The organism is Corallococcus sp. CA053C (genome assembly GCF_003611675.1).
Classification (GTDB): domain Bacteria; phylum Myxococcota; class Myxococcia; order Myxococcales; family Myxococcaceae; genus Corallococcus.
Genome location: NZ_RAWA01000086.1, coordinates 1 through 14,548 on the forward strand (window position 1 = coordinate 1; position 14,548 = coordinate 14,548).

The following is a 14,548-nucleotide window of genomic DNA, read 5'->3' on the forward strand; positions in this document are numbered from 1 at the left end:
GTCACGTGGTGACAGCACGTCGCCACCGGAAAAAGACAGAGAGCGTCCCACCCGTGAACCGGCGCGGATCCACTCCGCGCCAAAGATGTATCCCAGCGGGAAACCTCGGCCTCCCAAGGGATTCTCGCGCCGGGTCCCTGGTTCGGGACGGGGGCGTGGCCGACCCAAGGGGTTGGGTCCTCGCGCCGCCGTTTCATGAGACCCACGCGTGGTTCCTACGTATTGCGTGGGGGCTGGTTGTCTTTAGACTTTTCACACACACGCATCCCCCCGCTGCGTGGCTCCAGGCTCGCTCTGCCTCAAGGAATGCCCCCCATGGTTCTCTCGTCCGAGTTGCGTCTTCCCGCGACCGCCCAGCTCGTCTTCGGGGCCACGGTGCTGAGACAACCGGAGCTGCTGCGACAGGCGGCCCGGGTGGCGCGGCGGCTGCGCGCGGAGTGGAACGTGCAGCCGGGAGACCGCGTGGGGTTGATGGTGGTGCCCGGGCCGGAGGTCGTCCCGGCCATCCTGGGCATCTGGATGGCGGGCGCCGCGTACGTGCCGTTGGATCCGTTCCTTCCCGATGAGCGCCTGCTGCGCATCCTGCGCGACGCGGACCTGCGCGGGCTCGTCACGCAGCGCATGCACCGGGTCTCCGTGGGGCTGATGGAGACGTGGTTGGGTGCGCCGCTGCCCTTCCTGGAGGCGGATGCGCCCCTCAGCGGGGAGGACGGCGTGGCGCCGGAGGTCTCGGACGTCATCGCCATGCCGCCGGAGCGCGCGGCCTACCTCATCTACACGTCCGGCAGCACGGGCGAGCCCAAGGGCGTGGTGTGCACCTTCCGGGGGCTGATCAACCTGGTGCGCGGCGTGGCGCCGCTCCTGGGGTTGGGGCCGGACACGCGGCACCTCCAGTTCGCCAGCATCAACTTCGACGCTTCGGTGTGGGAGGTGTTCCCCACGCTGTTCGCGGGCGGCACCGTGGTGCAGGGCACGCGCGAGGACCTGCTGCCCGGCCGGCGCATGGCGGAGCACGTGCGCGCGCACCGGGTGACGCACCTGTGCCTGCCGCCGTCGGTGCTGGGACAGCTGGGGCCGCACCTGGACACGCTGCCGGACGTGGCGTGCGTGGTGATGGCGGGCGAGCGGTGCCCGGCGCCGCTCGCGGACCGGTGGCACGCGTCCGGCCGCCGCGTCTTCAATGCCTACGGCCCCACGGAGGCCACCGTCTGCGCGTCCATGTACCGGGTGCGGGGCGGCGAATCACCGGTGCCCATTGGCGCGGAGCTGCCGGGCGTGCGCGTGCGCGTGGTGGGGCCGGACGGGCGCGACGTCGCCGACGGTGTGCCGGGCGAGGTATGGATTGGCGGCGAGGGCGTGGCGGCGGGCTACCGCAACCAACCCGAGCGCACGCGGGAGCGCTTCCCGTCGGATGAAGACGGCGCCGCGTGGTACCGCACCGGCGACGAGGCGCTGCGCCGCGCGGACGGGGCGCTCGTGTTCCTGGGGCGGTTGGATCAACAGGTGAAGCTGCGCGGCTTCCGCATCGAGCTGGAGGCCATTGAACAGGCGCTGTACGCGTTCCCTGGCGTCGCGCAGGCGGCGGCGAAGGTCTTCGAGCACACCGACGCGCAGGGCCAGACGACAGGCCTGCTGGTGGCGTACCACAGCGCGCAGGAAGGCCATGTGGTGGCGCCCGACGCGCTGCGCGCGCACCTGGGCTCGGTGCTGCCGGACTACATGGTGCCGCACCGTTTCGTGGAGCTGCCGCGCCTGCCGCTCACGCCCAACCTGGGCAAGGTGGACCGGCACGCCCTGCTGGCGCCCGCGGACTGGACGGGCGCCTGGGCGTCCGACACCGCTGCCGTGACGCCCGCGCCGGCGGCCTCGCCCATCGACCGGCTGTGTCGCGCCTTCGAGCGGGGCCTGCGCGCGGCGCCGGGCACCGTCACGCCCACGACGCACTTCTTCCAGGCCGGCGGCGATTCGCTGGGCGTGGCGCACGTGCTGGCCCAGGTGGAGGAGGGCTTCGGGGTGTCGCTGCCGTCGCGCCGCGTGTACTCGCACCCGACGCCCCTGGCGCTGCTGCCCTTCTGCGAGGCGGGCACGGGCGCGTCCGACCTGGACGCCCGGAGCGTGCGCGCCACGCTGCTCACCGACGCGCGCTCGCTGCTCCTGCCCCCGGTGCCGGCTCGGGGGCCTTCCGCGCCGCTGCCTCGCACGCTGCTCCTGACGGGGGCGACGGGCTTCCTGGGCATCCACCTGCTGGCCGCGCTGGCACCGCGCGTGGAGCGCATCCACTGCCTGGTGCGTGCCCGCGACGCGGCGGAGGCGGGCGCGCGGATCCGGGCCACCGCGCGGAAGTTCGGCGTGAGCCTGTCATGGGGCGACGGGCGCATCCAGGCGGTGGCGGGCGACATCACCCGGACGCGGCTGGGGCTGGAGCCCTCCGTGCATGACGCGCTCGCGCTCCAGTGCGACGCGGTGGTGCACGCCGCCGCGAGCATCAGCTACATCCTGCCGTACGCGGACGCGGGCCGCCCCAACGTCACCGGCACGCAGCAGGTGCTGGCCTTCTGCGCGCACGCCCGCGTGAAGCCCCTGCACCACGTGTCCTCGCTCAGCGTGCACGGCGCGGTGGGCACGCTGCTGGGCATCGAGGAGGTGGACGAGGACTTCGCGCTGGAGCGCTCGCTGGACCTGATGGCGTATGAGAACGGCTACACGCGGGCCAAGTGGGTCGCGGAGCGCATCGCCACCGACGCTCGCGCCAGCGGCCTGCCCGTGAGCGTCTACCGGCCGGGCTTCATCCAGGGCGACAGCCGCACCGGCATCGGCAACGCGGACGACATGCTGTGCCGGCTGCTCGTGGGCAACGCGCAGCTGGGCCTGTCGCCGGATCTCCCGGACAAGTACTGGCTGCCGGTGCCGGTGGACTACGTGGCCCACGCGACCGCGCACCTGGTGCTCACGCAGCCCCCCGGCGGGACGTACAACCTCGGTCCGGAGCGCGAGCAGGAGCCCGGGCACAACGCGCTCTTCGACCTGCTGGGCACGCACGGGCACCCGGTGCGGCGCGTGGCTCCCGCGGTGTGGCTCCGGGAGCTGGCGCGCGTGGGGCCGGACAACGCCCTCTTCCCGCTGGTCGCCTTCCTGCGGGAGAAGGTCTACCACGGCACGCGCACGGTGCTGGAGCTGCACCACCGCACGCCGCGCGTCCGGGCCGACCACACCCGCGCCGCGCTGGCCGGCACCGACATCCATTGCCCGGACATCGATGCGGCCCTCGTCGGCCGCTACGTGCGGTTCCTGTTCGCTCGCCAGCGCGACGCGGCGCGGGCCGCGTAGCACGCCAGGCCGTCAGCTGGAGCGGGGCGGCAGCAGGGACCGGGCCGGCATGTCCGCGAAGCGGTAGTGGGCCACCACGGGCTGGTGGTCGGAGGACTCCGTGGAGCGGTCCACCTCGAAGAGGACGGGCGTCAGGGTGCGCGTCGCGTAGAAGTTGTCGAAGCGCTTGCCCGTGGCGTGCACCACGCCGTGGCTGTCCGGCAGCGAGGTGAGCGTGGCGCAGTCCGCGACGTCCTGGAGGCGCAGCCACGCGGGGCTGCCCTTCGGCACGTGGCCGGCGTTCAGCTCCGCGCGCGCGTGCTGGGGCGTCGTCAGCGAGTGGTCCGCCAGGCGCACCCGCACCGTCGTCGCGTGGCACACCGTCTCCGGCAGCTCCTGCTCCAGCACGTGCAGTTCGTGGCGCAGGCGCGGATCCGCGATGTTGCCCACGCCCCGGTCCCCCACGGTGACGTGTTGCAGGTCGCCGTAGCGCAGCCGGTACTCCTCGATGGTGTCCGTGTCGTTGTCCTGGCGCGGGTGCAGGTGCGCCATCAGCCAGGAGCCGCCGCGCTTGATGGCGGTGTTGGCGTTGAAGTCCCCCATCACCACCGCGGCCACGCCCTCGCGATGGCGCAGCAGCGTGTTGAGCTGGCGCAGGTTGAGCGCGTTGATGCCCGAGTCCCCCAGCGCGTGGTGCAGGTTGTAGAGATAGACGGGGTGTCCCTCCACCTCCAGCTTCATCCACAGCACGCCCCGGTCCTCCACCAGTTCCCCGGCCTGTCCCTGGCGGTGGACGGCCTCCTGGCGCTCGGCGTCGGAGAGGACGTAGGTGAAGTGCGCGGCATCCACGATGGGGTGGCGGCTGAGGTACGCCTTGCCGTTCACCAGCCGCCCGCCGTGGTCGCCGTCGTGGCCCTGGTACACCAGGTGGAAGCCGAAGCGGGACGCGAGCATCACCGACATGGGCACGCCCGCCTCCTGCAGGCCGATGACGTCCGGCATGCGGGCCTGGGCTTCGAGCTGCGTGAAGTACTCCAGCAGCGCCTCCTGGCGCTCGCCCCCCATGAGGATGTTGTAGCTCATCACCGTGAGGCCGGGTCCCCGGGGAGGGCGCGGCGCCGGGTGGTGCACGATGAGGGTGCGCCCGTCTCCCAGCCGGCGCTCGCTCGTGGGCAGCGGCACGGCCTTGAAGTCCGGCAGCGTGAGGGTGGGGTCACGTCTCGGCATGATGGCGCCCTCCTGTCCGCCCGGCTTGCGGCCGAGCAGGTGCCCCACGGCCGGCAGGTGCTCCAGCAGTTCGGGCATCTTCATACCGACCTCCCCTGCTCCGGGCCCTGAAGCCGGAGAGCGCCGTCGGGCGCGAGGAGAGACCGCTGTCGGGCGTCATGCCGTGGCACTGATGATTCCACCGAACCTCCATCCCAATGTCCTCCGCACAAGGTCGTGGCTGGGGGGCCGGTGCGCCAGCGTTCGGAGAGGGACGAGGGGTCGGCTGGACGCCTGCCCTGCGTGCTTGGCGCAGGGGGGTAGACGCACATCTACCTCTGTCGGAATCGGCACGGGCGCGGGGCGTGGGTGTTTAGATGGGCGGGCCATGAGGGAACTCGACGACATCCTTCGCGCTCGCGGGCGCGCCTCCGGACCGGTGGTGCTGGCCACGGTGGTGGCGGTGTCCGGCTCGTCGTACCGCCGTCCCGGCGCGCGCATGTTGATGGGCGAGGACGGGTGGCTCGCAGGGGGCGTGAGCGGCGGGTGCCTGGAAGGGGACCTCGTGCGCAAGGCCTTCTTCTGGACGTCGCAGGGGCCGCGCGTGCTGCGCTACGACACCACCGGCGACAACGCCGAGGACGAGGGCGGCCTGTCGTTCGCGCTCGGGTGCAACGGCGTGGTGGACATCCTGTTGGAGCGCTGGGAGCCGGGCTCCGAGGGCTCCGCAAGCTCCGCAAGCTCCGCAAGCTCCGGCGACGCGCTCACCTTCGCGGCCGAGGCACGCCAGCAGTCGCTGCGCGCGGTCGTCGCCACCGTGTACCGGGGGCCCGCGGAGGCCGTGGGGTCACGGTGCCTGCTGCGCGAGGACGGCGTGGAGGCGGGGAACCTCACGGGCCCGCTGCGCGAGTCGGTGCGCGCGGCGGCGACCGAGGCGCTGGTGTGCGGCGTCCCGTGGAGCGGCGCGTGCGGCGGCGCGGAGGTGCTGGTGGAGGTGGTGGATCCGGCGCCGCCGGTGGTGGTGTTCGGCGGCGGCTTCGACGTGGCGCCTGTCGTCTCTCGCGCGCAGGGGTTGGGCTGGCACCTCACGGTGGTGGCGGACCGACCCGTGGAGCTGCTGCGCAGGAGGTTCCCGCAGGCGCAGTCCTTCATCGCGTCCCGGTCCACCGAGGTGCTGCAGAAGGTGCCGCTGTCCGCGCGCAGCCTCGTGCTGGTGATGACGCACAGCCTGCCGCAGGACCGCGAGTTGCTGGCGCGACTGGTGCCGCTGCCGGTGCGCTACCTGGGCGTGCTCGGCCCCCGCGCACGGACGGAGCGCATCCTGCGGGAACTGCCGCAGCCCCCCACCGCCGCGCAGCTGGAGAAGCTGCATGCGCCCATGGGGTTGGACCTGGGTGCGGAAGGGGCGGATGAGATTGCCCTGTCCATCCTCGCGGAGGTGCAGACGGTGCTCGCGGGACGTGACGGCGGACGGCTGCGGGAGCGCCAGGCGCCCATCCACGCGGAGGCCGCCGCGCCCGAGCGCAGGTCGGCCTGACGCGCGCGTGGCACGAGGGAGACGGACATGAACGTGGGCGTGGTGTTGCTCGCCGCTGGGGGCTCGTCGAGGCTGGGCCAGCCCAAACAGCTCCTGCGCCATCAGGGCACGTCGTTGGTGCGACGCGCGGCGGAGGCGGCTGTCGCAGTGGGGCCGGTGGTCGTGGTGCTCGGGGCGCGGCGCGAGGACATCGCGGCGGAGTTGCATGGGCTCGCCGTGCGGTGCGTGGACAACCCGGACTGGGCGCTGGGTCAGGGCTCGTCCCTTCGCGTGGGCCTGCGCGCCCTGCCCCCGGACGTGGACGGTGCCGTGCTGATGCTCTGTGATCAGCTCCGCGTGGACGCGCCCCACCTGCGCGCACTCGTCGCCACGTTCGAGCGCACGCACGCGCCCATTGTCGCCTCCACCTACGCGGGCACCCGGGGCGTCCCCGCCCTCTTCGCTCGCGCCCTCTTCGCGGAGCTGGACGTGCTCCCGCCCACGGACGGCGCGCGCAGGCTCATTGCCCTCGACCCGTCGCGCGTGGTGGAGGTGCCGCTGCCCGGCGGCGAGGAGGACGTGGACACCGTGCAGGACCTCGCACGGCTCACCTGACGCGATGGGTGATGCCATCCGGCCCCGCCACCACGAGGTCGGTGGTCAGGTTCAGGAACAGGCCGTGCGCCATCACCCCGGCGCGGGAATCCAACTTCGCGGCCAGCCCCGCCGGGTCGTTGATGGGACCGAAGTCACAGTCCAACACCACGTTGCCCTGATCCGTGTGGAACGGCGCCCCATCCAGCGCCAGGCGCACCGTCACGCGCGCGCCCAGCGACTCCAGGAACAACGACTGCGAACGCCAGCCGAACGGAAGCACCTCCACCGGCACCGGCCACTTCGTGCCCAGCCTCGGTGACAGCTTGGGCGCGTCCACGATGATGATCTCGCGCCGGCTGGCCTGGGCGACGATCTTCTCGCGCAGCAGCGCGCCGCCTCCGCCCTTGATGAGCGACAGGTCCGGCGCCACCTCGTCCGCGCCGTCGATGGTGAGGTCCACCACCGGGTGCACGTCCAGCGTGGTGAGCGGCACGCCCAGCGACGTGGCCAGCGCTTCGGTCGCGCGCGACGTGGGCACCCCCACCACGTCCCTCAGCGTCCCATCCGCCAGTCGCGCCGCGAGCTTCCGCACCGCGAACGCCGCCGTGCTGCCCGTGCCCAGCCCCACCACCATGCCCGACTGGATGAAGTCCACCGCGCGCTCCGCCGCCGCGCGCTTGAAGGAGGACACAACGCTCTCATCGGACGTCATAGCGGGCTCGGGTGCTGGCTCGGGTCAGGGGGTGCGGCTCAGTGCGGTGTCCCAGGATGCCCGGAGTCTGTCGGAGGCGCACCTCGCGCGTCACTGCCCTCCGGGGCGAGAGGACCAGCCAACAGTGCCTCATCCGCGTTGCGGTGCGGGGAAGGCTTCGCGGTGGCGAGCCGGCGCTCCCGCTTCCACGTCTTGCGACGCTCGCGCTGCACCTCCGTGAGCAGCACCTGCCCCGCGGCCCCCGCCGGCACCGCGAGGATGACGCCCAGCAGCCCCGCCACGGAGCCCCCCACCAGGGCCACCAGCGAGATGAGCAGCGGGTTCATCTTGATGGCGCGCCGCTGCACCAGCGGGCTGAGCAGGTGCGACTCGATCTGCTGGTAGATCATGAACGCCGCCAGCGCGATGAGCGCGCGCTTGGAGCCCACGGACGCCAGCGTGGTGACGCTCACGAGCAGCGCGGTGATGACGCTGCCGATGTACGGGATGAGCCCCAGCACCATCGCCACCAGCCCGAGCGGCAGGAAGTACGGCACGCCCAGCGCCAGCGACATCAGCGCCGTGAAGGCGCCGCCCACGCTGACGATGAGCAGCGTGCCGACGAGGTAGTTGCCCACCGCCTCGCGCATCCGGCCCACCACCCGGCGCACGCGGGCGCGCCGACCGGGGCGCACCCAGCCCAGGATGCTCGCGTAGAGGTCCTGGCCGAACAGCAGCCCGAACACCGCCAGCGCCAGCACGGTGACGCCCGCGCCCATCAACTCCACCGTGGAGGACAGCACGGTGATGAGCGGCCGGGCCAGCACGCCCGCTTCGATGTTGAACGCGTCCTGCGGATGCGACAGCACGCCGGTGTGCTCATCCAGCTTCTTCAGCCACGGCACCTGGTTCAGCTCCGCGTAGAAGCCCGGCGCCGCGTGCACCAGGTTCTCCAGCTGCTGCACCAGCAGCGGCACCAGCGTGAGGATGAGCAGGCCGGTGACGCCCAGCAGCGTCAGCGCGATGAGCGCCACGCCCAGGCCCCGGCGCAGGCCCCAGGACTGGAGCCGGCGCACGACGGGCTCCGCCGCGAGCCCCAGCAGCAGTGCCACCGCCAGCAGCGTGAGCACGGGCCCCAGGCGTTGCAGCGCCGTGCCCAGCAGCACCAGCAGCACCACCTGGAGGCCCACCGACCACACCGTCCGGGGCGGTACGTAGACAGGCACCCCTCTGCGCGAAGCCTTCATGGCCTCAAGGTAGGGAGTGCACCCCAGGCAGGCGATGGGCCCCCGAAAGCGGCCCCCTTCCTGTCACGTGCTGGACGTTGCCCACGCGGGCGGAAGCCCTTGAAGCAGGCAGGCAGCCGGGCCCGGGGCCTTCCACCGGAGGGCCTACCAGGAATCGCTGCCGCCGCCGCCGCCGGAGGAGCCGCCCCCTCCGCTCCAGTCCGATGAGGAGCTGGAGGAGTCGCTGCTGAAAGACGAAGAGGAGTCGCTGCTCGAGTACGACGACGAGGAGTCGTAGCTGGACGAAGAGGAGCTGGAGCTCCAGTCCGTCGACGAGGTGCTGGAGGAACTGGAGCTCCAGGACACAGAGCCCTCCCTGGACCAGGAGCCGCTCCCATGCCGCGAAATCCAGCGGATGCCCTTCACCAGGAGCAGGAGCCCACCGGGGCCCACGACGGCAATGAAGGAAGGGATGGCGGCCTGCAGCAGCAGGTCCCCCAGGTCGGTGGAGCCGTCCAGCAGTGACACTCCCAGCAGGGAGCCGAACACCGTGCCCCCCAGGAGGATCACTCCCAGCCCCCACTGTTTGCGCCAGCAGGCGAACCACCCGCCGAAGAACACGGCCAGCATGACGCCATACCCGAAGAGGATGGACACCCCGGTCAGCTGGGAGGACGACGCGACCGCGAGAAGCACGGCCGGGGGCATGGCCACCAGCATCACCGCCGCGACCCGGATGCCGAGGCCCTTCATGCCCAGGGCCAGGCCTCGGCTCAGCAGCAGCGACACCACGAAGGCCGTGACGAGCATCGCGAAGAAGAACGCGCGCACCGCGCCAGCGGGCCAGGAGTTCGCGGGCGGGGACAGCGCCCCCTGCTCCGGGGCCTGCTCATGGACGCCCGCGATGATGGCGCGGAGCGCGTCCGCGATGCGTCCCTCGCGCATCAGCGGCCCCTGCGCGTGCAGCAACGTCGTGGCTTCACCGTCCGTCAGGTACGGCTCCAGGCCGTAGCCCACCTCCAGACGCGAGCGCCGGTCCCCCCTCGCCACGACGAGCAGCAGGCCGTTGTCGCGTCCCGCCTCTCCACCCTTCCAGGCACTGAAGGCCTCGTGCGCGAAGTCCTCGATGGGCTGACCGTTCGTGGTGTCCACCAGCAGCACCGCCATCTGCACCTGGCGCTCGGCGCGCAGCTGCACCAGGGCCTGCGCCACGGACTCCATCTCCTGGGCCGTCAGCATCCCCCGCGGATCCGTGACGGGCCGGGTGATGGTGGGCACGGCGCCCAGGACCAGCGTGGGCAGCAGCAACAAAGACAACAGGACGGCCTTCACCATGTGGAGACCTCCGAGGACAGCGGAAGGACGGGAGGCAGGCCGGTCAGGCGCACCACCCATCCGTTGGGGAAGGAGGCCGCGGAGGCGTTGTAGTCCGCGGCGCGTTCGTCATAGCGGCGCTGTTCAATGGCCACGCGGTTGTCCGCGCCAGCCAGCTCCGCGTCGCGCGCCAGGCCGGGGGTGAGCGTGTCCTGGCGTGCGCGCAGCGACTCGCGGCGCTCCATCACGCTGCGCACCTGCGCCCGCTTTTGCGCCACGTCCGCCAGCGTGGTGGTGAGGCCGTTGCGCACGACGAGCCCTGACACGGCCAGCAATCCCATCACGGCCGCGCCCACCCACGCGCTCCGGCGCAACCGGACGCGTCGCAGCCGGGCCAGCCGCTCCTGCGCCTGGGCCTCGCGCGCCTGCTCCTCACGGCGACGCGCCAGGGCCTCCAGCGCCTGGTCCACGTAGCGCGCGGGGATGTCCAGCTCCTCGCCAATCTTGCGCACGTCGTCCGGGGTGAGCGTGTCCGGCGCCGCGTCCTTCTGCATCAGCCGCGTGGCGGTGGCGATGAGCTCGTTGACGTCGTCGTAGGCCACGTCCTTCGGGGGCCCGCCGGTGCGCGTCGTCGTGCTCATGAGGTGATCACCGCCGCGGCCAGCGACACGCCGGGGTCCTTCCCGGTTCGACCCATGGCTGGACCTTCAAAGCGGTGCTCGACCCGGAAAAAGGAATGGCTGCCTGCGCTCCCCCTACCACTCATGCCCGGACGATATGCCATTCCCCGGACGCCCGGTACGGGGGCCCCCAGAGTGCACTTGGCGCACGTCCACCGACCTGGGCAGACTGCCGCGCCCATGGACAAGCCCCAGACGATGCGGTCGTTCGTGAAGCTGCTGGTGACGGATGCCCCGGCCTCCATCCGCTTCTATGAAAGCCTCGGCTTCGAACGCATCGCGTCGGAGCCCCCCATCCTCCGCCTTCAGTGGGGCGGCGAGTCGGACGTGTACCTCATCAGCCCTCCCGCGGGCCTGAAGCTGGAGGGCCGCAAGGGCATGGGCGTGCTCGTGGGCTTCCGGGCAGGCGAGGCCGGCGTGGACGCGGTGGCCCAGAAGGCGCTCGCGCTGGGCGCCCCGGTGGAGGGGCCCACGGTGCAGCCCTGGTACACGCGGGAGATCATCGTCACGGACCCGGACGGCTACCGGCTCAACTTCATCGAGCCGGCCTGAGCTGGCCGCCCCTTTCGTCCCCTGCCCAGCCCGCTTAAGGGCGGCGGGACGAACGATGGAAACGACGCCGCTTCCCGGACCTCGGGCCGCAGCCCCGCCCCTTGATTGCCCCGGCGGCTTGCGCCAGCCTGTCGCGGCCTCCGTGAGCACTCCCCGCTACTTCGTTCCCCATGCCGCCAGCCCGGCGGAGCCCGTGCCGTGCGATGCGGCGGAGGTCGTCCACGTCGTGGACGCGTTCCGCCTGGAGCCCGCGTACCTGGGCGAGTCCGAGTGGTTCGTCTGCACCGACGTCGTGGGCCAGCTCCAGCTCATCCCCGGCAGCGACCGCGCGAGGCTGCCCGCGTCCGTGCAGGCGCAGCTCGCGCACCACGAGGTCGCCGCCGGACGTCCCCCTCGCCGTCTGGCCGCGACGGAGCTGTTCTTCTTCTCCGCGGAGATGGTGGAGCACCCCGCCGACGCCGAGGGCTTCAACGACCCCGTCTACCTCTACGGCACGCTGACGGGCCCGTGGCCGGGCAACGCGGTGACGCGCGTGCCCGGACAGCTCACCGTGAGCCGGGGTGACGTGCTCGCGGGCTTCGCGCACGGCGCCCAGGATGCCTTCCACTACGTGAAGGACGCGGAGAGCCGTGACGCGCCGAGCGCCTACCACGCGCTCTTGCCGGGCGACCGCGCGGAGCAGCTGGCCCAGGGCCGGGGCCTCGTCCTCACCTACCCCGCGGTCCCCGCCGAGTTGCAGGCCCACAACGTCGCCAACGGCGCGCAGGTCGCGAACGTGCTGCACGCGGTGCTCGCGCAACTTCAGGAGGACGCGCGCGCGAACAAGGGGCCCCAGGCCATCGCCGCGCTGGATCTGCCCGTCGCCAGCCGCGCCATGGCCATCGCGGAGCTGGAGCTGAAGGGCTTCGAGGTGAAGGGCGACATCGCCATCCCGCGCCCCACGAAGGGCGGGCTGGTGGGGAAGCTCGCCGGCTGGTTGCAGAGCGAAGAGGTGCGCGTGCCGCGCGAAGCGCCGCTGTCGGAGTTCCTGGAGCTGGCGCGCCGCGTCCTCCCGCTGCTGCCGGGCTGGCCCACCGAGACGGAGCGCACGCTGCGCGCCCATGTGCTCGCGGGCTCGCTGTCCCCGGGCGCGTCCACACCCCGGATGACTCCGCCCCGCGCGCCCCCGCGGGACGCACCGCTTCCGCCGCGCCTGCCCACGCCGCCCGCGCGCTCCAGCGATTGGATGAACGACTTCCTGGACGCCCACGCCCGCACCGGCGCCGCGAAGCCGCGACTCACGCCCATGAAGTCGCAGCCCGCGGCGCGTCCGGCCGCCAAGCCCACGGCGCCGCCGTCGTCGTCGAAGGCCTCATGGCAGTCGGACTTCGCGGCGAGCCCGTCCGCCCGTCCGGCCCTCAAGCAGCAGGAGAAGGCGCCCGTCACGCCCGGCAAGAAGCCGGACTGGATGAACGACTTCGAAGATTGACCGCCCGTTGTGACATGCGCACGCGGGGCGCTAGCGTTTTCACCCTCCAGAAAGGCAGACCATGGGACACGAGAAGCCTATCGAGCCGTTTTCGGACCTGCACCGCGAAGGCGACCGCGTGCGTGCGGTGCTGCTGCATGACCCCACGGTGGAGGGCCTGGACATGGCCATCTACATGGACGCGTCCGGCAGCATGAAGGAGGAGTACAAGTACGAGCAGCCCCAGCGCACCTTCCTGGAGTGGATCCGCGGCGCGCCCCTGAAGGACGCCGCCAACCAGGTGGAGCCGCAGGTGCGGTGGATGCTGGAGTACCTGGCCACCAAGGACCGCAACGGATTGTTGCGCGTGGCCTACTGGGCCAGCGGCACCAACGGCCGTCAGGTGGAGGTCGTCGGTGAGCTGAAGGGCACCGACGTGCAGCAGTACAAGTTCCCCGGCGCCAAGCAGCTGGGCGGCTTCACGTACCTGGAGCCCGCGCTGCGCGACTACGTCTCGTACCTGGAGCAGCAGGTGAAGGTGGGGGCGAAGCGCGGCTGCGCCATCATCGTCACCGACGGCCGGCTCCACGACGCGGAAGCGGTGGAGAAGTTCTCCGCGGAGGTGGCGAAGAAGATCGCCACCGGCAAGCTGCCGCGCATCAACTTCGTGCTGGTGGGCGTGGGCGACGACATCGACGAGGAGCAGCTGGAGCACATCGCCCACGAGGAATATCCGGGCGTCGGGCACCTGTGGTGCCACCGCATCGCCAAGGAGATCACCCAGGTCGCGGAGCTGGTCGCCGTGCTCGTGGACGAGACGATGACCGTCGCGGCCGGCGGCACCATCTACGACGACAAGGGCAAGGTGCTGAAGACGTACGAGGGCCGCCTGCCCGCGGTGCTGGAGTTCGACGTCCCCGAGGGCGCCAAGAGCTTCACGCTGGAGGTCTCCGGCCAGCGCTACACCCAGCCGCTGCCCGACGAAGAGCACCACGACGAAGGCGAAGACGAGGACCACCACTGATGGCCGGCCACGAAGTCATCAACCGTCCCTTCTCCGACGTCCACCGGATGGGCAACAAGGTCGTCGCGACGCTCCTGCACGACCCCACGGTGGAGGGCCTGGACGTGGCCCTCTACATGGACGGCTCCGCCAGCATGGAGAACGCGTACGGTCCGCGCGGCATCCTGGCGAAGCTCGCCCCGGTGAAGAACCAGGTCGAACCGCAGATGCAGTGGATGCTGGAGTACCTGGCCAACAAGGACCGGGACGGCAAGGTGCGCGTCACCTACTGGGCCGCGGGCGACGGCACCCAGCTGGAGGTGGTGGGCGACCTCACCGGCCCCCAGGCCAAGGGCTACCGCTTCCCCGGCCCGCGCTCGTACGGCAAGGCCACCGTGATGCTGCCCGTGCTCCGCGACTTCGTGGCGCACATCAAGCAGCAGGTGTCCGAGGGCGCCAAGCGCGGGCTCGCGGTCATCATCACCGACTCGCAGATCAACGACGCCCATGACGTGACGGCCTACGCCACCCAGGTGGCCAAGGAGATCGCCTCCGGCCGGCTGCCCCGCATCAACTTCGTCTTCATGGGCGTGGGCGAGCAGGTGGACGAGGAGCAGATGGAGGAGATCTCCCACACCACCTATCCGGGCGTGGGCCACCTCTGGTGCCACCGCATCGCGGACCGCATGGAGGAGATGGCGGAGCTCGTCGCGGTGCTCGTGGACGAGACGATGACCGTCGCCGCGGGCGGCACCATCTACGACGCGCAGGGCAAGGTGCTGAAGACGTACGAGGGCCGGCTCCCCGCGGTGCTGGAGTTCGAGGTGCCCCCGGACTGCAAGAGCTTCACCCTGGAGGTCGCGGGTCAGCGCTTCGAGCAGCCCGTCCCCGAGGAGCATGGGGACGAGGACCACGACGAGGACGACGACCACAAGGCCGAGGCCACGCCTCCGGCCGCCGCAGAGCCCTCGCAATCACGCCGCGGACACCGCCACTAGGGCGTCAGGACA

The 14,548-nt window shown here is 71.8% G+C and carries 12 protein-coding genes; 7 read left to right on the forward strand and 5 right to left on the reverse strand.

Going from position 1 to position 14,548, the window contains the following annotated elements:
• The first annotated feature begins 315 nt into the window (after positions 1 to 315).
• Positions 316 to 3,327: an amino acid adenylation domain-containing protein gene (locus D7V97_RS14315; RefSeq protein ID WP_158623361.1), complete on the forward strand. Its 3,012-nt coding sequence runs from the start codon at positions 316 to 318 to the stop codon at positions 3,325 to 3,327.
• A gap of 12 nt (positions 3,328 to 3,339) precedes the next feature.
• Here the strand turns inward: D7V97_RS14315 and D7V97_RS14320 are convergent, their stop codons facing one another.
• Complete coding sequence (locus tag D7V97_RS14320) at positions 3,340 to 4,617, reverse strand: endonuclease/exonuclease/phosphatase family protein (RefSeq protein WP_120611194.1); 1,278 nt, start codon at positions 4,615 to 4,617, stop codon at positions 3,340 to 3,342.
• Between the two features lie 283 nt (positions 4,618 to 4,900).
• On the opposite strand from D7V97_RS14320, the gene D7V97_RS14325 reads away from it, so the two are divergent.
• The gene (locus D7V97_RS14325; RefSeq protein ID WP_120611195.1) at positions 4,901 to 6,049 is read left to right on the forward strand and encodes an XdhC family protein; all 1,149 of its coding nucleotides are present in this window, start codon (positions 4,901 to 4,903) and stop codon (positions 6,047 to 6,049) included.
• A gap of 27 nt (positions 6,050 to 6,076) precedes the next feature.
• Positions 6,077 to 6,643, forward strand: coding sequence for an NTP transferase domain-containing protein (locus D7V97_RS14330; RefSeq protein WP_120611196.1), 567 nt, complete (start codon positions 6,077 to 6,079; stop codon positions 6,641 to 6,643).
• Here D7V97_RS14330 and rpiA read toward each other — a convergent pair.
• From rpiA to D7V97_RS14350, 4 genes are all read right to left on the reverse strand, one after another.
• A complete protein-coding gene (gene rpiA / locus D7V97_RS14335) occupies positions 6,636 to 7,337 on the reverse strand; it encodes a ribose-5-phosphate isomerase RpiA (RefSeq protein WP_120611197.1) in 702 nt (233 codons plus the stop codon). The genes D7V97_RS14330 and rpiA overlap by 8 nt on opposite strands.
• Before the next feature lie 38 nt (positions 7,338 to 7,375).
• Positions 7,376 to 8,542, reverse strand: coding sequence for an AI-2E family transporter (locus D7V97_RS14340; protein WP_233582782.1), 1,167 nt, complete (start codon positions 8,540 to 8,542; stop codon positions 7,376 to 7,378).
• Between the two features lie 165 nt (positions 8,543 to 8,707).
• The gene (locus tag D7V97_RS14345) at positions 8,708 to 9,877 is read right to left on the reverse strand and encodes a YgcG family protein (RefSeq protein WP_158623362.1); all 1,170 of its coding nucleotides are present in this window, start codon (positions 9,875 to 9,877) and stop codon (positions 8,708 to 8,710) included.
• Positions 9,871 to 10,497: a hypothetical protein gene (locus D7V97_RS14350; protein WP_120611200.1), complete on the reverse strand. Its 627-nt coding sequence runs from the start codon at positions 10,495 to 10,497 to the stop codon at positions 9,871 to 9,873. Before D7V97_RS14350 ends, D7V97_RS14345 begins: the two co-directional genes overlap by 7 nt.
• A 219-nt stretch (positions 10,498 to 10,716) precedes the next feature.
• On the opposite strand from D7V97_RS14350, the gene D7V97_RS14355 reads away from it, so the two are divergent.
• The 4 genes from D7V97_RS14355 to D7V97_RS14370 all read left to right on the forward strand — a co-directional run bounded on the left by D7V97_RS14355 (position 10,717) and on the right by D7V97_RS14370 (position 14,536).
• Positions 10,717 to 11,088, forward strand: a complete 372-nt coding sequence (locus D7V97_RS14355) for a VOC family protein (RefSeq protein ID WP_120611201.1) — start codon at positions 10,717 to 10,719, stop codon at positions 11,086 to 11,088.
• Positions 11,089 to 11,230: 142 nt separating this feature from the next.
• On the forward strand, positions 11,231 to 12,556 hold the full coding sequence (locus D7V97_RS14360) for a hypothetical protein (RefSeq protein WP_233582784.1): 1,326 nt from the start codon (positions 11,231 to 11,233) through the stop codon (positions 12,554 to 12,556).
• 61 nt (positions 12,557 to 12,617) lie between these two features.
• The gene (locus D7V97_RS14365) at positions 12,618 to 13,559 is read left to right on the forward strand and encodes a vWA domain-containing protein (RefSeq protein ID WP_120611203.1); all 942 of its coding nucleotides are present in this window, start codon (positions 12,618 to 12,620) and stop codon (positions 13,557 to 13,559) included.
• Entirely contained in the window at positions 13,559 to 14,536 is a 978-nt protein-coding gene (locus D7V97_RS14370) for a VWA domain-containing protein (protein WP_120611204.1), read from the forward strand. Before D7V97_RS14365 ends, D7V97_RS14370 begins: the two co-directional genes overlap by 1 nt.
• The last annotated feature ends 12 nt before the right edge of the window (positions 14,537 to 14,548 follow it).